The following is a 16677-nucleotide window of genomic DNA, read 5'->3' as shown; positions in this document are numbered from 1 at the left end:
CTATTGATTCCGCGTCGCGCGCAGCAGCGTCTCCAGCGGATAAACCGCCGCAATCACCACTTCATCCTGAGCTTTCGCCGCGTTATCCAGCTCGCGTTGAATCGACGCAATCTCTTTATCATCCAGCGTCCCCTGACGGGCCACCAGATCCGTCAGCCTCAGACCAATGGAGGCAAGCTTGTCCACCTCCTGGATAACCGGTTTTATCGCCTTCAGCTGGTAGCTATTTTCGCTTAACGCCAGCGCATCGCTGGTGTTGCTCTGCCAGCGGTTGAAGACGTGACGCAGCGCGTCAGCACTTTCCGTGTCTTCGGCATCGCTGACCAGACGGTCAGCCCATTTGTTCATCTGGCGCACGGTGGCACTTTCGGCGTTCAGCGCATCGGCGAACCGGTTAAGCGGCTCAAACTGATGATAGTTTCCGGCCTGGAACTTCAGATGCTGACGCGTGTAATACTGTGCCGGCTCTACCGCCTGGGCGAGGATTTGCAGCGGCAAGGTGTCGGCATTGTTCGCCAGCCGCGTGAACTGCACCTGCTGCTGGGTATGCTGCTGCAACCCGACCGATACCGTCGACCAGCTGTCCATTGCCTGCAGACGGGTATACATGTTGTCGACATCGTTGACGTCCTGCGCGGACCACAGCCGCTCCGCCACTGCAAAAGTACGCGGCCACAGGCGGATATCCAGCACCGGCGCCACCACGTTTTCCGCCCACAGCGCGGCTTCACCGCCGAGCAGGTTGGCCTGATTCGCTACGTCCGGCACGACAGGTGGAATGCCTTTCGGCACGTCGTCCAGACGCGTGCCGCTAATCGGGTAGCGCGTATTCCCCACGAGGAAATAGCCGCTCAGCTTATCGTTTTCAACGGAGACAACCGGCCGCGTTTCGCCCATCCAGGTATCGACGGTGAACGTCACCTGGCTATCATCACGCCATTCAATATCCTGCACCGCGCGGCGGGATTTCCCGGCGAAATCAATAAACCCGCGCCAGCCAGATTCCCCTTTCACCAGGGTGAAACTCCCTTCTACCGGTTTACCTTTCAGACGCGGCATGGAGAAGGCCCAGCTCTGGACGCTGTCGGTGTCGGCAATCACATCCACACCGTTTAATCCCTGTGGGACGATTTCATTGCGATAGTGATAGGCCGTGGACTGAGGCTGGTCGAGATAGAAGCCTGTCGAGAGAATACCTTTGTAGCCGCTTTGTGCCACCTGCCCCAGCGCGTCCTGCCCCTGCCAGGACTGGATCAGAATGCTTTTTGGCAGATCCGGGTGGTAGATCTCGTCCCAGCCGACCATCTGGCGGTGATGTTTTTCAAGGATCGTCTCCAGCTTGCGGTTGAAATACGCCTGCAATGCGTGGCTGTCCGCCAGTTTGTGGTCGCGCATAAACTGTTGAATGGTCGGGTTCGCTTTCCACTGGCTGTCATCCACCTCATCACCACCGATATGCAGATACGGATCGGGGAAGATCGCTGCCAGTTCGCTGACCATCGCATCAGCAAAGGCATAGGTTGCGTCTTTAGTGGGATCCAGCACCGGTTTAAGCACGCCCCAGTTACGCTCCATTTTGTATGGCCCCGGCGCACTCATCAGTTCCGGGTAAGCCACGGCAATGGCCGACGCGTGGCCCGGCATGTCGATCTCTGGCACCACGCGAATACCGCGCTCGGTCGCATAGCGAACGACCTCACGCATCTGCTCAGGCGTGTAAAACAGCCCGTCGCTGGCAAGCTGAGTGAGCTTTGGATAGCGCGTCGAGCTGAAGCGCCAGTCCTGATCGTCGGTCAGGTGCCAGTGCAATACGTTAAGTTTTGCGGCAGCCATACCGTCGATCTGGCGCTTGATATCCGCCAGCGGAATAAAGTGACGCGCCGAATCAAGCAGCAGCCCGCGCCACGGGAAGCGTGGCGAATCTTCAATGGCAACCCACGGCAGCGAGGTGTTTTCCGCGCCGTTCTGCATCAGCTGGAGCAGGGTTTCCATGGCGCGCAATGCGCCGAAACGGGTACTGGCGGAGATATCGACGCCGCTGGCATCCACCGTGAGCTTATAGCTTTCATCGCTATCCGGCAGCGGCTGGGGCTTGACCTTTCTGGAGATGGCAATGCGGATGGTCGGTTTTTCCGGCTTTTCAGCCTGCGGCTGGAGCGTCCAGCCCGTTTGCAGAGCGATGCGCTGGCGAAGGCGGTTGACGGCGTCACCGAGATCGTCCCCGCTGACGCTAATGGAAACGTTGTTGCTGAGCACCAGCGTGCCCTGGGTTGTCGGGCGTTCGACCTTTGCAGGCCAGGGCATCAGGGGGAGATCGCCTGCCGGGGCGGCAAACGCAGAGAAGCCGAGCATCAGCCCGGCGGTTAAGAGACTGTACCGTAACATGAATGTTCCTTATCTGACGGGCCAAATAAAGGCAAAACATTCTGTTAACATGCGCTCAATTTGTCGTCAAGCGAATGCGCCGACGGAGATCACAGGTTGTTGAATTTGAGAGGAAAGCCAGCTGCCGGGTGGCGGCTTCGCCTTACCCGGCCTACGTTCGGATCGTAGGCCCGGTAAGCGCAGCGCCACCGGGCTTGCCGTTACTGCCATCCATACCGACGGCTGTAGAATCCTTTCACCATCTGCGTCAGTACCATGTAACCCGCAAGGATCGCCACCAGCCATGGGAAGTAGCTCAGCGGCAGCGCCTGCAGCTGCAGGTAGCTCGCCAGCGGCGAGAACGGCAGCGCGATCCCAAGCGCCATCACAATCCCCGTCATCACAATCAGCGGCCACGCGGCACGGCTCTGGATGAACGGAATGCGGCGGGTGCGGATCATATGCACAATCAGCGTCTGCGACAGCAGGCCCACCACAAACCAGCCAGACTGGAACAGCGTCTGGTGTTCCGGCGTGTTGGCATGGAACACAAACCACATCAGGCAGAAGGTCAGGATGTCAAAGATGGAGCTGATCGGGCCAAAGAACAGCATAAAGCGCCCCAGATCGGCCGGGTTCCAGCGCTGTGGCTTCTGGATCTGCTCGTCGTCCACGTTATCAAACGGGATCGCCACCTGAGACACATCGTACATCAGGTTTTGGATCAGCAGATGCAGCGGCAACATTGGCAGGAACGGCAAAAATGCACTCGCCACCAGCACGCTGAAGACGTTTCCGAAGTTGGAGCTGGCGGTCATTTTGATGTACTTGAGCATATTCGCAAAAGTACGACGCCCTTCGATAACCCCTTCCTCCAGCACCATCAGGCTCTTTTCCAGCAGAATGATGTCGGCCGCTTCACGGGCAATATCCACCGCACCATCCACGGAGATGCCAATATCCGCTGCTCGCAGGGCGGGTGCATCGTTGATGCCATCGCCCATAAAGCCTACCACGTGACCTTCACGACGCAGCAGGGTGACAATACGTTCTTTGTGCATCGGCGTCAGGCGGGCAAACAGCGTGGTGTGCTGCGCCAGTTTTGCCAGTTCGTCGTCGGAGAGATGCTCAATATCGCTCCCCACCACCACATCACCCGCGTCCAGCCCCACTTCGTGGCACACTTTCGCCGCCACCAGTTCGCTGTCCCCGGTGAGGATTTTCACGGTAATCCCGCTCGCCTTCAGCGCTTTCAGCGCCGGTGCGGTGGTCTCTTTCGGCGGATCGAGGAAGGCGATGTAGCCCTCGAGGATCAGATCGGATTCGTCAATACGCTGATAATCCCCCTCGCGGGCTGGCAGGAACTTGCTCGCCACCGCCACCACGCGCAGCCCCTGGCGGTTCAGGTTGTCGGTGACGCGCTTGATGCGGCGCAGCATGGTGTCGTCCAGCGGCACGATATCACCGTTATAGCGCACCTGCGTTGACACATTCAGGATCTCCTGCAGCGCACCTTTGCAGATCAGCTGATGGACATCCGCCTGCTCGCTCACCACCACCGACATACGGCGGCGCTCGAAGTCGAACGGGATCTCATCCACCTTCTGCCAGCGGCCGGAGAGCGTGCGGGCAGACTCTTCATCCACCCCTTCCAGCACCGCGACGTCGAGCAGGTTTTTCAGCCCGGTCTGATAGTGGCTGTTCAGCCACGCGCTGTGCAGGACACGCTCGCTGGTTTTGCCGGAGATATCGGTGTGGTTCTCCAGCACGATTTTGTCCTGCGTCAGGGTGCCGGTTTTATCGGTGCAGAGAATGTCCATCGCGCCAAAGTTTTGAATGGCGTCGAGGTGTTTAACGATCACTTTCTGTTTAGAGAGCTTCACCGCCCCACGCGCCAGCGTAGAGGTCACAATCATCGGCAGCATTTCCGGCGTTAAGCCGACGGCCACGGAGAGCGCAAACAGCGCCGCTTCCCACCAGTCGCCTTTGGTATAGCCGTTGATCAGCAGTACGATCGGCGTCATCACCATCATAAAGCGGATCAGCAGCATGCTGACGCGACCAATCCCTTTCTGGAAGGCATTGGGTTCACTCTCCTGCTCGCTGACGCGCCCGGCAAGCTGACCAAACCAGGTGTTGCCCCCGGTAGCGGTGACAATCGCCTGCGCGGTGCCGCTCACCACCGTGGTGCCCATAAAGCATAGGGTATCGCACTCGAGCGGGTTCATCTGCTGTGGGTCGCGGCTGCGCGCCACCTTTTCTACCGGCAGGGATTCCCCGGTCAGGGAGGCCTGCGCGACGAACAGATCGCGTGCCTGGATGATGCGTAAATCCGCCGGGATCATATCCCCTGCGGCAAGCTTCACCAGATCGCCCGGCACCAGCTGGTCGATGGGCAGTTCCACCCAGGCGTTTTCGCCGAGATCGTTAATCACGCGCGAGACTGTCGCGGTGTTGCTGACCATCGCCTTCAGGGCATCCGCCGCTTTGGTGGAACGGGCTTCCTGAATAAAATTCAGCAGCGTGGAGATCCCCACCATCAGGGCAATCACGCCTGCGGCAAACAGATCTTCCGTGGCATAAGAGATGATGCCGAGCACGGTCAGCAGGAGGTTGAAAGGGTTGCGGTAGCAGAGCCACAGATGCACCCACCACGGAGACGGTTTTTGCGCCGGGATCTGGTTATCGCCATGCACGGCGCGGATTTTTTCCACTTCGGCCGCATTCAGCCCTTCCGGGTGTCCGCCGAAGGCGCGCCAGACTTCGTTTTCATCCATTGCTGCCACATTCAGGCAGCGCTCGGTCAGAGAAGCGGGGATCGCCGCGCCGGCCATGTTTTTGGCATTGGGCAGCGGGTCGCGCTGAACCAGGCGATGTGGCAGGTGGCGGCTTAACAGGGCCTGTAGTTGCCGGGTAATATTTTTCAACATAGTCATTCCTCCACATCCGCAAACGCGGACGCAGCATTTCCTTCAGGCGTGGCAAGGCCGTACCTGGCAGGCACTTAATTTTTTAAGCAGGAACGTTTATGACGTTGCTGCCTCACGCCGGTGAGACAGCAAAAGGCTGGCTTACCGGAAAGAACGTCTTCTCCCGTTCAGGAGAGGTGTGGGATCGGGATCCATGAAGCCTCCGGTAAGTAAAAAACAGGGTGTCGCCGCGCAGTATAAGGATTTAAGCGTACCCTTTGTGATGATTCGGGCGGTATTATACCCCCCTGCAAATAAACCGAACGTAAACCAGACTTTGCCCATAGCGAAATTGTGCTCAGTCATTAGGCTCAATTAACCACTTTGTTGTTGTTACAGGGAATACAGCATGCAGAACCGCCTTACGATTAAAGACATCGCGCGTTTAAGCGGCGTGGGGAAATCCACCGTGTCGCGCGTGCTGAACAACGAAAGTGGCGTCAGCGAGCGTACTCGCGAGCGCGTTGAGGCGGTGATGAATCAGCACGGTTTTTCCCCTTCCCGCTCTGCGCGTGCCATGCGGGGACAGAGTGACAAGGTGGTGGCCATCATTGTTTCGCGTCTGGATTCGCTGTCGGAAAATCTCGCCGTTCAGACCATGCTGCCCGCCTTCTATGAACAAGGCTATGATCCGATCATGATGGAGAGCCAGTTCTCTCCCCAACTGGTTGAAGAGCATCTGGGGATGCTTCAGCGACGCAACATTGACGGCGTGGTGCTGTTTGGTTTTACCGGCATTCAGGAAGAGATACTGAAACCCTGGCAGCCTTCGCTGGTGCTGCTGGCGCGCGATGCCAACGGTTTTGCCTCCGTTTGTTATGACGACGAAGGCGCGATTATCACCCTGATGCAGCGACTATTCGATAAAGGTCATCGCCACATTAGTTTCCTCGGCGTGCCGCACGCGGACGTCACTACTGGCAAGCGTCGCCACGAAGCCTACCTGGCATTTTGCAAAAAGCACAACCTCTCTGCCGTGGCCTCCCTGCCGGGGCTGGGGATGAAGCAGGGCTACGAGCAGGTCGCCAGCGTCCTGACACCGCAGACCACCGCGCTGGTGTGTGCCACGGATACCCTGGCGCTGGGTGCGAGCAAATATTTGCAGGAACAACGCATCGACGATCTGCAGGTCGCGAGCGTCGGCAGCACGCCGCTGATGAAGTTTTTGCACCCGGAAATTATTACAGTCGACCCGGGCTACGCCGAGTCCGGCAGACAGGCCGCCACACAGCTGATCGAGCAGATCAACGGGCGAACTGAGCCGCGCCAGATCGTTATTCCTGCCCACCTCTCTTAACCCCCGCTCAACGGTTTATTGTGATCTTCGCCCGATTTCGGGAACGTTCCCATTTTCGCCGTTACGATGAAGGAGTAGGCTTGCGCTCAGGTCATTACACCCCTAACCATCTGTCATGAGGTTTCATGATGAGTAAAGTCAAACAAGCAGATATCGATCGGCTGATCGTCCTGGTCGGCGGGCGCGAAAACATCGCAACCGTCAGCCATTGCATTACCCGCCTGCGTTTCGTGCTGAACGATCCGGCCAAAGCCAACCCGAAAGCCATTGAAGAACTCTCAATGGTTAAAGGCTGCTTCACCAACGCCGGTCAGTTCCAGGTCGTTATAGGTACCGAAGTGGGCGATTACTATCAGGCGCTGCTGGCGACTACCGGGCACTCTTCTGCCGATAAAGAGCAGGCAAAGAAAGCCGCGCGCCAGAACATGAAGTGGCACGAGCAGCTGATTTCCCACTTCGCGGAAATCTTCTTCCCACTGCTGCCAGCGCTGATCAGCGGCGGCTTAATTTTAGGCTTCCGTAACGTCATCGGTGATGTGCCGATGAGCGACGGCAAAACCCTGGCGCAGATGTACCCGGCGCTGAAAACCGTTTACGACTTCCTGTGGCTGATTGGCGAAGCGATCTTCTTCTACCTGCCGGTCGGGATCTGCTGGTCCGCCGTGCGCAAAATGGGCGGCACGCCAATTCTGGGTATCGTACTGGGCGTCACGCTGGTCTCTCCACAGTTAATGAACGCTTACTTACTTGGTCAGCAGGTGCCGGAGGTGTGGAACTTTGGTCTGTTTACCATCGCTAAAGTGGGCTATCAGGCGCAGGTTATTCCGGCGTTGCTGGCAGGTCTGGCGCTGGGCTTCATTGAGACTCGCTTAAAACGCATCGTCCCGGATTACCTTTATCTGGTGGTGGTTCCGGTTTGCTCACTGATTATTGCCGTATTCCTGGCGCATGCCTTTATCGGTCCGTTTGGCCGCATGATCGGCGACGGCGTGGCCTTCGCGGTTCGTCACCTGATGACCGGCAGCTTCGCGCCGATTGGTGCCGCGCTGTTTGGCTTCCTGTACGCCCCGCTGGTGATCACCGGCGTGCACCAGACCACCCTGGCCATTGATATGCAGATGATTCAGAGCCTTGGCGGTACGCCGGTCTGGCCGATTATCGCCCTGTCTAACATCGCACAGGCGTCTGCGGTAACCGGCATTATTCTGGTCAGCCGTAAACATAACGAGCGTGAAATCTCCGTTCCGGCTGCCATCTCCGCCTACCTCGGCGTGACCGAGCCGGCGATGTACGGTATCAACCTGAAATACCGTTTCCCGATGCTCTGCGCGATGATCGGTTCCGGTCTGGCAGGGCTGGTGTGCGGTCTGAACGGCGTAATGGCGAACGGTATCGGTGTTGGCGGTCTGCCGGGCATTCTCTCCATCCAGCCCGCTTTCTGGCAGGTGTTTGCCCTGGCGATGGCCATCGCGATTATCGTCCCAATGGCGCTCACCACCGTGGTTTACCAGCGTAAGTTCCGTCAGGGCTCGCTGCAGATTGTTTAACTTTATCTTTCGGGGCGCAGTTGCGCCCCTTCGCATTTGCAGGAACGCATTATGAATACCCTTCCTCACTGGTGGCAGAACGGCGTCATCTATCAGATCTATCCAAAGAGTTTCCAGGACACCACTGGCAGCGGCACCGGTGATTTACGCGGCGTGACGCAGCGTCTGGACTACCTGAAAACCCTCGGTATCGACGCCATCTGGCTGACGCCGTTTTATATCTCCCCGCAGGTGGATAACGGCTACGACGTGGCGAATTACACCGCCATCGATCCCGCCTACGGCACTCTGGATGATTTTGATGAACTGGTCGCCAGGGCGCATGAGCGCGGCATTCGCATCGTGCTGGATATGGTGTTTAACCATACATCAACGCAGCATGCCTGGTTCCGCGAATCACTGAATAAAGAGAGTCCGTACCGCCAGTTTTATATCTGGCGCGACGGCACGCCGGAGCAGCTTCCCAACAACTGGCGCTCCAAGTTTGGCGGCAACGCCTGGCGCTGGCACGCCGAGAGCGAACAGTACTACCTGCACCTCTTTGCTCCGGAGCAGGCGGATCTCAACTGGGAAAACCCTGAAGTGCGCGCCGAGCTGAAAAAGGTGTGCGAATTCTGGGCCGATCGCGGCGTGGACGGCTTACGTCTCGACGTGATTAACCTGATCTCAAAAGATCAGGATTTCCCGAATGACGAGACGGGTGATGGCCGCCGTTTCTACACAGACGGGCCGCGCATTCACGAATATCTGCGGGAGATGAGCCGCGACGTCTTTACGCCGCGCAACCTGATGACGGTGGGCGAGATGTCCTCGACCTCGCTGGAAAACTGCCAGCAGTACGCCTCTCTTGATGGCAGTGAATTGTCGATGACCTTTAACTTCCACCACCTGAAGGTGGATTATCCCGGCGGCGAAAAGTGGACGAAGGCGAAACCGGACTTCGTGGCGCTAAAAACCCTCTTCCGCCACTGGCAGCAGGGCATGCACAACAAAGCCTGGAACGCGCTGTTCTGGTGTAACCACGACCAGCCGCGCATCGTGTCGCGCTTTGGTGACGAAGGGGAATACCGCGTTCAGGCCGCGAAGATGCTCGGCATGGTGCTGCACGGCATGCAAGGTACGCCCTATATCTATCAGGGTGAAGAACTTGGCATGACCAACCCGCACTTCAGCCGCATCACCGATTACCGTGACGTGGAAAGCCTGAACATGTTCGCCGAACTGCGGGCCAGCGAGCGCGATCCGGACGAATTACTGGCGATTCTGGCGTGTAAATCCCGCGATAACGGCCGCACGCCAATGCAGTGGGACGCTTCGCACAATGCGGGCTTCACCGAAGGTGAGCCGTGGATTGGCGTTTGCGACAACTACGAGACGGTAAACGCCCGCGCCGCGCTGGACGACCCGGATTCGGTGTTTTACACCTATCAGTCGTTGATTAGCCTGCGTAAAACCCTGCCGGTACTGACGTGGGGGGATTATGAGGATCTCCTGCCAGAACATCCTTCTCTGTGGTGCTACCGTCGTCAGTGGCAGGGAAAGACGCTGATTGTGGTGGCGAACCTCAGCGGCGAGAGCCAGACATGGCAGAATGACGCCCTCAGTGGCGAATGGCAGCCAGTAATGAGCAACTATGCCGCGCCACAAACCACCAGCCTACGTCCGTTTGAAGCCGTCTGGTGGCTGCAACCGTAATGCGACGCCGGGCACAATACCGTGCCCGGCTTATTTTACTGTTTTTGTTGAATAATTAATCAGATTTTTCCTGCCCGTATTTACAATCGCTGAAGCGCCCGTCGTTTGTACTCTCGTCTTTTTACTTTGTTCTGAATCAAATAAAACGCAAACATGTTTGATGCAAATCACTATATGTAGCACTTAAAATGCACGCCGACCCAACATCTTGTATTTATCGTCTACTATTCCAACCACAAGACGGCGACTCAGCTCTCCGGAATTGTGGATAACAAATGTCGGGAACGAGGGAAGTCACTCACCTGGCTGACAATACAGCCTCTGAATACTTCTCCACCTCTGTGGATAACCTGTTTTTAAAATGGAGTGATCATGACACCGCATGTGATGAAACGTGATGGCTGTAAAGTGCCGTTTAAATCAGAGCGCATCCAGGAAGCCATTCTGCGTGCAGCTAAAGCAGCGGGAGTCGATGACGCAGATTACTGCGCCACCGTCGCAGAAGTCGTTAGCAGCCAGATGAATGAACGCAACCAGGTGGATATCAACGAGATCCAGACCGCGGTTGAGAACCAGCTGATGGCGGGTCCTTACAAGCAGTTAGCCCGTGCCTACATTGAATACCGTCACGATCGTGACGTTGAGCGTGAGAAGCGCGGCCGTCTAAACCAGGAGATCCGTGGCCTGGTAGAGCAGACCAACTCCGCCCTACTGAATGAAAACGCCAACAAAGACAGTAAAGTGATCCCGACCCAGCGCGACCTGCTGGCCGGTATCGTCGCTAAACACTATGCCCGCCAGCACCTGCTGCCGCGCGATGTGGTGTCGGCGCACGAGCGCGGTGAGATCCACTATCACGATCTCGACTACTCGCCATTCTTCCCGATGTTCAACTGCATGCTGATCGACCTGAAAGGCATGCTGACCCACGGTTTTAAAATGGGTAACGCCGAGATTGAACCGCCAAAATCAATCTCCACGGCCACGGCGGTCACGGCGCAGATTATCGCCCAGGTCGCCAGCCACATTTACGGCGGCACCACCATTAACCGCATTGATGAAGTGCTGGCTCCGTTCGTGACGGCAAGCTTCAACAAGCATCGTAAAACGGCCGAAGAGTGGCAGATCCCGGACGCGGACGGCTACGCCCATTCCCGCACCGAGAAAGAGTGCTACGACGCCTTCCAGTCGCTGGAATATGAGGTGAACACGCTGCACACCGCCAACGGCCAGACGCCGTTTGTCACGTTCGGTTTTGGCCTGGGCACCAGCTGGGAATCGCGCCTGATTCAGCAGTCGATCCTGCGCAACCGTATTTCCGGCCTCGGCAAAAACCGCAAAACCGCCGTTTTCCCGAAACTGGTGTTCGCCATCCGCGACGGTCTCAACCATAAGTTTGGCGATCCGAACTACGACATCAAACAGCTGGCGCTGGAGTGCGCGAGCAAACGTATGTATCCGGACATCCTGAACTACGATCAGGTCGTTAAAGTCACCGGTTCGTTTAAAACGCCAATGGGCTGCCGCAGCTTCCTCGGCGTCTACGAAGATGAAAACGGCGAGCAGATCCACGACGGGCGCAACAATCTCGGCGTCATCAGCCTGAACCTGCCGCGCATCGCGCTGGAAGCCAAAGGCAATGAGGCTGAGTTCTGGAAATTGCTGGACGAGCGCCTGCAGCTGGCGCGCAAAGCGTTGATGACCCGCATTGCGCGTCTGGAAGGGGTCAAAGCCCGCGTGGCGCCAATCCTCTACATGGAAGGGGCCTGTGGCGTGCGTCTGAAAGCGGACGATGACGTGTCTGAGATCTTCAAAAATGGTCGTGCGTCGATTTCGCTGGGCTATATCGGCATTCACGAGACCATCAACGCATTGGCTGGCGGCACGCATATGTATGACAGCGAAGCCCTGCGTGAGAAAGGCATCGCCATCGTTCAGCGCCTGCGCGACGCCGTTGATCAGTGGAAAGAGGAAACCGGCTACGGCTTCAGCCTGTACAGTACGCCGAGCGAAAACCTCTGCGACCGTTTCTGCCGTCTGGACACCGCCGAGTTCGGGATTGTGGAAGGGGTTACCGACAAAGGTTACTACACCAACAGCTTCCACCTCGACGTGGAGAAGAAGGTGAACCCGTACGACAAGATCGACTTTGAAGCGGCGTACCCGCCGATCGCCAGCGGCGGCTTTATCTGCTATGGCGAGTACCCAAACATTCAGCATAACCTGAAAGCGCTGGAAGACGTGTGGGATTACAGCTATCGGCACGTGCCGTATTACGGGACCAACACGCCAATCGACGAGTGTTACGAGTGCGGATTTACCGGTGAGTTTGAGTGCACCAGCAAAGGCTTCACCTGCCCGAAATGCGGCAACCACGATGCGGCTCGCGTCTCTGTGACCCGCCGCGTGTGCGGCTATCTCGGCAGCCCGGATGCGCGTCCGTTCAACGCCGGCAAGCAGGAAGAGGTGAAGCGCCGCGTGAAGCATTTGGGGAATGGGCAGATCGGGTAAGTTCTTCGCCGGGTTTTCCCCCTCACCCTACCCCTCTCCCTCAAGGGAGAGGGAACCGATCGAGCACATTGCAAGCCTGACGCCGGTTTTCTCCCTCTCCCTGTGGGAGAGGGCCGGGGTGAGGGCATCAGGTTAACGCTATGAATTATCATCAATATTATCCCGTCGACATCGTCAACGGTCCCGGCACCCGCTGCACCCTGTTCGTCTCAGGCTGCGTCCACGAATGCCCCGGCTGCTACAACAAAAGCACCTGGCGCCTCAATTCCGGTATGCTGTTCACCACCGAGATGGAAGACCGGATCATTAACGATCTCAACGACACGCGCATCAACCGCCAGGGGATTTCACTCTCCGGTGGTGACCCGCTCCACCCGCAAAACGTGCCGGAAATCCTGAAGCTGGTTAAACGCATTCGCCGCGAATGTACGGGAAAAGATATCTGGGTCTGGACAGGCTACAAGCTGGATGAGCTGAACGCGCAGCAAATGGAAGTGGTGGATCTGATTAACGTGCTGGTCGACGGCAAATTCGTGCAGGATTTAAAAGACCCGGCGCTGATCTGGCGCGGCAGCAGCAATCAGGTTGTGCATCATCTGCGGTGATCGTTAGAGCCGTTTGTTTGCATCATGATAAACGGCTGCTTTCTCTCTCTTACCGATAGCGATAACAAATACCGTTACAACGTTTTCCTGAACCTGATAGACCAAACGATAACCCTGGGATCTGAGTTTTATTTTGTAGCAATCCGGTAGACCATGCAGGCGGGCCGATTCGACCCTTGGGTTCACCAATACGTCCGCTAGTTTCTTCTTAAACTGGTCTTTTACAGTCTCCCCCAGCTTGCTCCATTCCTTTAACGCCCTCGGATCAAATGCCAGTTCATAAGTCATCCAGACTAACCTTAATTCCCTTTTGCGGATTAGCCAGCCGCTCCCGGACTGCCTGTATCAGTTCTTCTTCATTGTCGCTAATGGTGACCGTTTTCACCGGCATACGTCCCGTCTCCGCGACGTACTGAAACAGTAATCGCACGGCTTCCGTTGGTGTGATATTGAGTTTTTCCAGCACGGCATAAGCCTCGTTTTTGAGTTTGTCATCCAGACGGACGTTCAGCGTGGCCATTATGCCTCCAGTAAAATCGAATGCGTAATGCAGTTTAGCATTACATTCGCATTACATCGAATTCTGGATAACGCCTCTCAAAACCGGCTCAAACTCTCCATCGCCACTGCCTTAAACTCGGCAAAATCTCCGCAGCTACAGAGCCGCGACATCGCCCGTTCACGCAGGAAGGTGACGAAGATATCGTATATCGCCATCGCCTCTTCGTACTCGCTTTTGCTGATGGCGAGCAGGAAGATGACGTGTGCGGTTTCGTCGCCCCACGGGATGCCGTGCGGAGCCAGCACGGTATAGACCACCGTTTTTTGCGCCAGCAGGCCGAGTGAGTGCGGCAGCGCAATGCCATCGCCGAGCATGGTGCTGACGATGGCTTCACGCTCGACGACCGAATCCAGGAACTCCGCGCCAACAAACCCCTCGCTTTCAAGCTGCGCGCACAGTTCACGGAACAGCGTTTGCTGATCAACGGGCGTGTCGATAATGCGGAAATGGGCTGCATCGAAGTATTTATCCAGCATCCACGGGCGGGTGCGGTCCACCAGCACCAGCTTGCCGATCTGTTCTAACTGATAATCGGTCGGGAATGGGGCGATCATCACCACCGGTTTCGACTTTTCACTGACGCGGGCGGTGGCGATCACAAAGTCTTCGCTAATCATTTCCGCCAGCTCGTACTCGCGCAGGGTGAGCGTGCGCGTCACCTCAATCTGCGGGTATTTGCGCTGAAGCACCGCCTCAATCATACGCACCATCGCATTCCCGGCGTCGCACACCAGCAGCACCCGCGGCTGGCGCTGGTAGCCAATGTTGTAGTGACGCTCCAGCCCGACGCCGATGTGCAGCACCAGGAAGCCGATCTCGTTTTCGCTGATCACATACGGCGTGTATTTGCCCCAGCTCGACACCGCCGCGAGGGTCATATCCCACGCCATCGGGTAGTGCTGCTTGATGTTTTCCAGCAGCGGATTGGGGATCATGATTTGGTACCGCACCCGGGTGATCATGGTTTTAATGTGCGTGAGCAGATCCGCGTGCAGTTGCTCGTCGCTGAGCAGGTTGTAGTTATAGTGGGTGTTGATGTAACGCAGGATGTAGTTGACCAGCGCTTCGTCGTCGTCAGCGTTGATCGCGCTGGGTGCTATCTCCTGGATCTGCCGCGCGGCAATGTGTACGCAAAGCCAGCTCTCTTCCGACGGCGAAAGCGTTTTGCCCGCCAGATGCTGAATGGACACTGCGATATTTTTCGCGGCGTCACGCACGTTCTCTTCCACATCTTCAGCATGGAATTCCGGCAGTGGATAGCCTTCGCTGATACGACGTACCGATACCGCACAGTACAGGCGAAGGAACAACTCACCTTCGTCGGTCAGGCGGATATGGTGGCGTGTTAGCGCATCGTGCAGTACAGGCACCATCTGTTCTGCCACACCCGCATTAAGCGCCACGTCGGTCACCAACGGGTTCAGACTGTCCTGCTGTGCCAGCTCCCAGAGCAAGTCCGTCAGACAGGCACGGGTCGACATCTCGCTGCCAAACAGCTTCATACCATGGCGCGGTCGGGTTTCCAGCGTCAGATTATAACGGTGGAACCACTCGCGCACTTCCGCCATGTCGCTTTGCAGCGTGGCGCGGCTGACGAACCACTCGTCAGCCAGATCCTCAAGTTTGAGAGAAAATGCCGAGGTAAGAAAACGCACCACCAGATAATGCACGCGCTCCATCCCGGTTCGGGGAATACGCAGCGCGCGCGGGTGGGAGGCCTGCAATTGCTGATAACGCTCGGCGTCATCAATTTTAAGCTGATAACCATTCCCCCGGCTCAGAATAAACTGCGCGCCGTGGCTCGCCAGCAGCGCGTTCAGGGCCGTGATATCAGCGCGGACGGTTCGCGTGGAAACCGACAGCCGCTGCGCCAGTTCATCCTGCGGCAGCGTCTCGTTTTGCAACAGATCGAAAAGTTGCGCTAAACGTTGATTCGGAAATCGCACGTCGTTGTCCTCTTACGGCTTAGGGTGAAATGACCATCTGAGATGGGCTACCGACCGGCGTATAGTCTGGCTCAAAGCTGAGCTTGCCGTCCTGCGCCACGCGGAAACGGGTAATGTTATCGCTGCGTTGATTCATGACGTACAGCCAACGCCCCTGTTTATCGAGCGTCAGGGTGCGCGGGTAGTCACCACGGGTCCAGACATCATCCTGATGCGTCAGCGTGCCTTCCGCTGTTACGGTAAAGTGCCCGATGCTGTTATGCAAACGGTTAGCCACATACAGTTGCTTACCATCCGCACTTAACGCCAGACCTGCAGCAAAACTGGTGCCTTTGTAACCTTTCGGCAGGGCGGAGAGCGTTTTGCCCTCTTTCAGGCTGCCGTTTGCATCCACAGTATAGTGAGTCAGCGTAGACGCCTCTTCGTTAATCAACCACAGAGCATCGCCTTTTGGCGTAAAGACAAAGTGGCGCGGCCCGGCCCCTTTCGAGGAGGCGTTGATAAACGGTGGATCGTTAGGCGTCAGCTTTCCGCTTCGATCGTCTAAGCGATACTGATAGATGCGATCCAGCCCCAGATCGGTTGAAAACACGTATTTTCCGCTCGGATCGGCGGCGATCATGTGTGCATGAGGCCCGTTATGATCGCTGATAGCGAAACTGCCCTCCGCAGCGGCTTCCGGCTTCGCCGCACCCGGTTCGCCCTGATCCTGATGTTTGTCCGTGGCATCACCCAGGCTGCCATCGGCTTTGACCGGCAGAACGGCAATCGTTCCGCTGACGTAGTTTGCCACCAGCAGATGGCGACCATTCGGCGTCAGCGAAAGGTAAACCGGCCCTGCGCCACCGGAAGCCACCTGATTGAGCTCACTCAGCTCACCGTTGTCATTCACCCGCAGCGCCTGCACCACGCCCTGCTCTACTTCACTCGCCAGATAGAGCGTTTTGCCATCATGCGAGACGGTAAGCTGTGCAGCATTCGGCAACGTGCTGACCAGCGTTTTATCCGCAAGCGCACCGCTTTGCGGATCGACGGTAAAACGGTACAGCCCTTCACCGTTAGGATTATAGGTTCCCACCCAGGCGTAATGAGTCTGGGCAACAGCGGAAGTAGCAAGCAGAGAGAGTGAAGCAACAAGCAGGTTACGGGTGTGCATGGTGGCTCCTGATCATTATCCCCTC

The 16677-nt window shown here is 57.1% G+C and carries 11 protein-coding genes; 5 read left to right on the top strand and 6 right to left on the bottom strand.

Annotated elements, in window-relative coordinates; genetic code table 11:
* Together ACLHV8_RS02440 and mgtA are read right to left on the bottom strand one after the other, a co-directional pair.
* A complete protein-coding gene (locus ACLHV8_RS02440) occupies nt 1–2385 on the bottom strand; it encodes a beta-N-acetylhexosaminidase (protein WP_208594685.1) in 2385 nt (794 codons plus the stop codon).
* Between the two features lie 200 nt (nt 2386–2585).
* Entirely contained in the window at nt 2586–5294 is a 2709-nt protein-coding gene (gene mgtA, locus ACLHV8_RS02435) for a magnesium-translocating P-type ATPase (protein ID WP_049005193.1), read from the bottom strand.
* Between the two features lie 388 nt (nt 5295–5682).
* On the opposite strand from mgtA, the gene treR reads away from it, so the two are divergent.
* The 5 genes from treR (at nt 5683) to nrdG (ending at nt 12988) form a co-directional block, all read left to right on the top strand.
* Nucleotides 5683–6630, top strand: coding sequence for a trehalose operon repressor TreR (treR, locus tag ACLHV8_RS02430; protein WP_049005192.1), 948 nt, complete (start codon nt 5683–5685; stop codon nt 6628–6630).
* A gap of 128 nt (nt 6631–6758) precedes the next feature.
* Nucleotides 6759–8177, top strand: a complete 1419-nt coding sequence (gene treB / locus ACLHV8_RS02425; RefSeq protein WP_049005214.1) for a PTS trehalose transporter subunit IIBC — start codon at nt 6759–6761, stop codon at nt 8175–8177.
* A 51-nt stretch (nt 8178–8228) separates the two neighbouring features.
* Entirely contained in the window at nt 8229–9872 is a 1644-nt protein-coding gene (treC, locus tag ACLHV8_RS02420) for an alpha,alpha-phosphotrehalase (RefSeq protein ID WP_410376746.1), read from the top strand.
* Between the two features lie 372 nt (nt 9873–10244).
* Nucleotides 10245–12383 (top strand): anaerobic ribonucleoside-triphosphate reductase, encoded by a 2139-nt coding sequence (gene nrdD, locus ACLHV8_RS02415; protein ID WP_049005190.1) that lies wholly within the window; start codon nt 10245–10247, stop codon nt 12381–12383.
* A gap of 140 nt (nt 12384–12523) precedes the next feature.
* Nucleotides 12524–12988 carry an anaerobic ribonucleoside-triphosphate reductase-activating protein gene (gene nrdG, locus ACLHV8_RS02410; RefSeq protein ID WP_049005189.1) on the top strand — a complete coding sequence of 155 codons (465 nt, stop codon included), beginning with the start codon at nt 12524–12526 and terminating at the stop codon, nt 12986–12988.
* 3 nt (nt 12989–12991) lie between these two features.
* Here nrdG and ACLHV8_RS02405 read toward each other — a convergent pair whose 3' ends face one another.
* The 4 genes from ACLHV8_RS02405 to ACLHV8_RS02390 all read right to left on the bottom strand — a co-directional run bounded on the left by ACLHV8_RS02405 (nt 12992) and on the right by ACLHV8_RS02390 (nt 16652).
* Nucleotides 12992–13276 carry a type II toxin-antitoxin system RelE family toxin gene (locus ACLHV8_RS02405; protein WP_028016494.1) on the bottom strand — a complete coding sequence of 95 codons (285 nt, stop codon included), beginning with the start codon at nt 13274–13276 and terminating at the stop codon, nt 12992–12994.
* Nucleotides 13266–13508, bottom strand: a complete 243-nt coding sequence (locus ACLHV8_RS02400) for a type II toxin-antitoxin system RelB/DinJ family antitoxin (RefSeq protein WP_028016493.1) — start codon at nt 13506–13508, stop codon at nt 13266–13268. The genes ACLHV8_RS02405 and ACLHV8_RS02400 overlap by 11 nt, the downstream gene beginning before the upstream one ends.
* A 77-nt stretch (nt 13509–13585) precedes the next feature.
* Nucleotides 13586–15496, bottom strand: coding sequence for a BglG family transcription antiterminator (locus tag ACLHV8_RS02395; RefSeq protein WP_208594683.1), 1911 nt, complete (start codon nt 15494–15496; stop codon nt 13586–13588).
* A gap of 19 nt (nt 15497–15515) precedes the next feature.
* The gene (locus tag ACLHV8_RS02390; protein ID WP_208594682.1) at nt 15516–16652 is read right to left on the bottom strand and encodes a lactonase family protein; all 1137 of its coding nucleotides are present in this window, start codon (nt 16650–16652) and stop codon (nt 15516–15518) included.
* Nucleotides 16653–16677: the final 25 nt, after the last annotated feature.

Origin of the sequence: Enterobacter sp. CPE_E863 (assembly GCF_046521465.1) — a bacterium.
GTDB lineage: Bacteria > Pseudomonadota > Gammaproteobacteria > Enterobacterales > Enterobacteriaceae > Enterobacter > Enterobacter adelaidei.
The sequence above is the reverse complement of the archived record's forward strand: the minus strand, read 5'-3'. Positions and strand labels throughout refer to the sequence as shown.

Coding starts and splice junctions, on each gene's coding strand:
- mgtA (WP_049005193.1), bottom strand. CDS start 5,294: ATGTTGAAAAATATTACCCGGCAACTACAGGCCCTGTTAAGCCGCCAC.
- treB (WP_049005214.1), top strand. CDS start 6,759: ATGAGTAAAGTCAAACAAGCAGATATCGATCGGCTGATCGTCCTGGTC.
- nrdG (WP_049005189.1), top strand. CDS start 12,524: ATGAATTATCATCAATATTATCCCGTCGACATCGTCAACGGTCCCGGC.
- ACLHV8_RS02405 (WP_028016494.1), bottom strand. CDS start 13,276: ATGACTTATGAACTGGCATTTGATCCGAGGGCGTTAAAGGAATGGAGC.
- ACLHV8_RS02440 (WP_208594685.1), bottom strand. CDS start 2,385: ATGTTACGGTACAGTCTCTTAACCGCCGGGCTGATGCTCGGCTTCTCT.
- ACLHV8_RS02390 (WP_208594682.1), bottom strand. CDS start 16,652: ATGCACACCCGTAACCTGCTTGTTGCTTCACTCTCTCTGCTTGCTACT.
- nrdD (WP_049005190.1), top strand. CDS start 10,245: ATGACACCGCATGTGATGAAACGTGATGGCTGTAAAGTGCCGTTTAAA.
- treR (WP_049005192.1), top strand. CDS start 5,683: ATGCAGAACCGCCTTACGATTAAAGACATCGCGCGTTTAAGCGGCGTG.
- treC (WP_410376746.1), top strand. CDS start 8,229: ATGAATACCCTTCCTCACTGGTGGCAGAACGGCGTCATCTATCAGATC.
- ACLHV8_RS02400 (WP_028016493.1), bottom strand. CDS start 13,508: ATGGCCACGCTGAACGTCCGTCTGGATGACAAACTCAAAAACGAGGCT.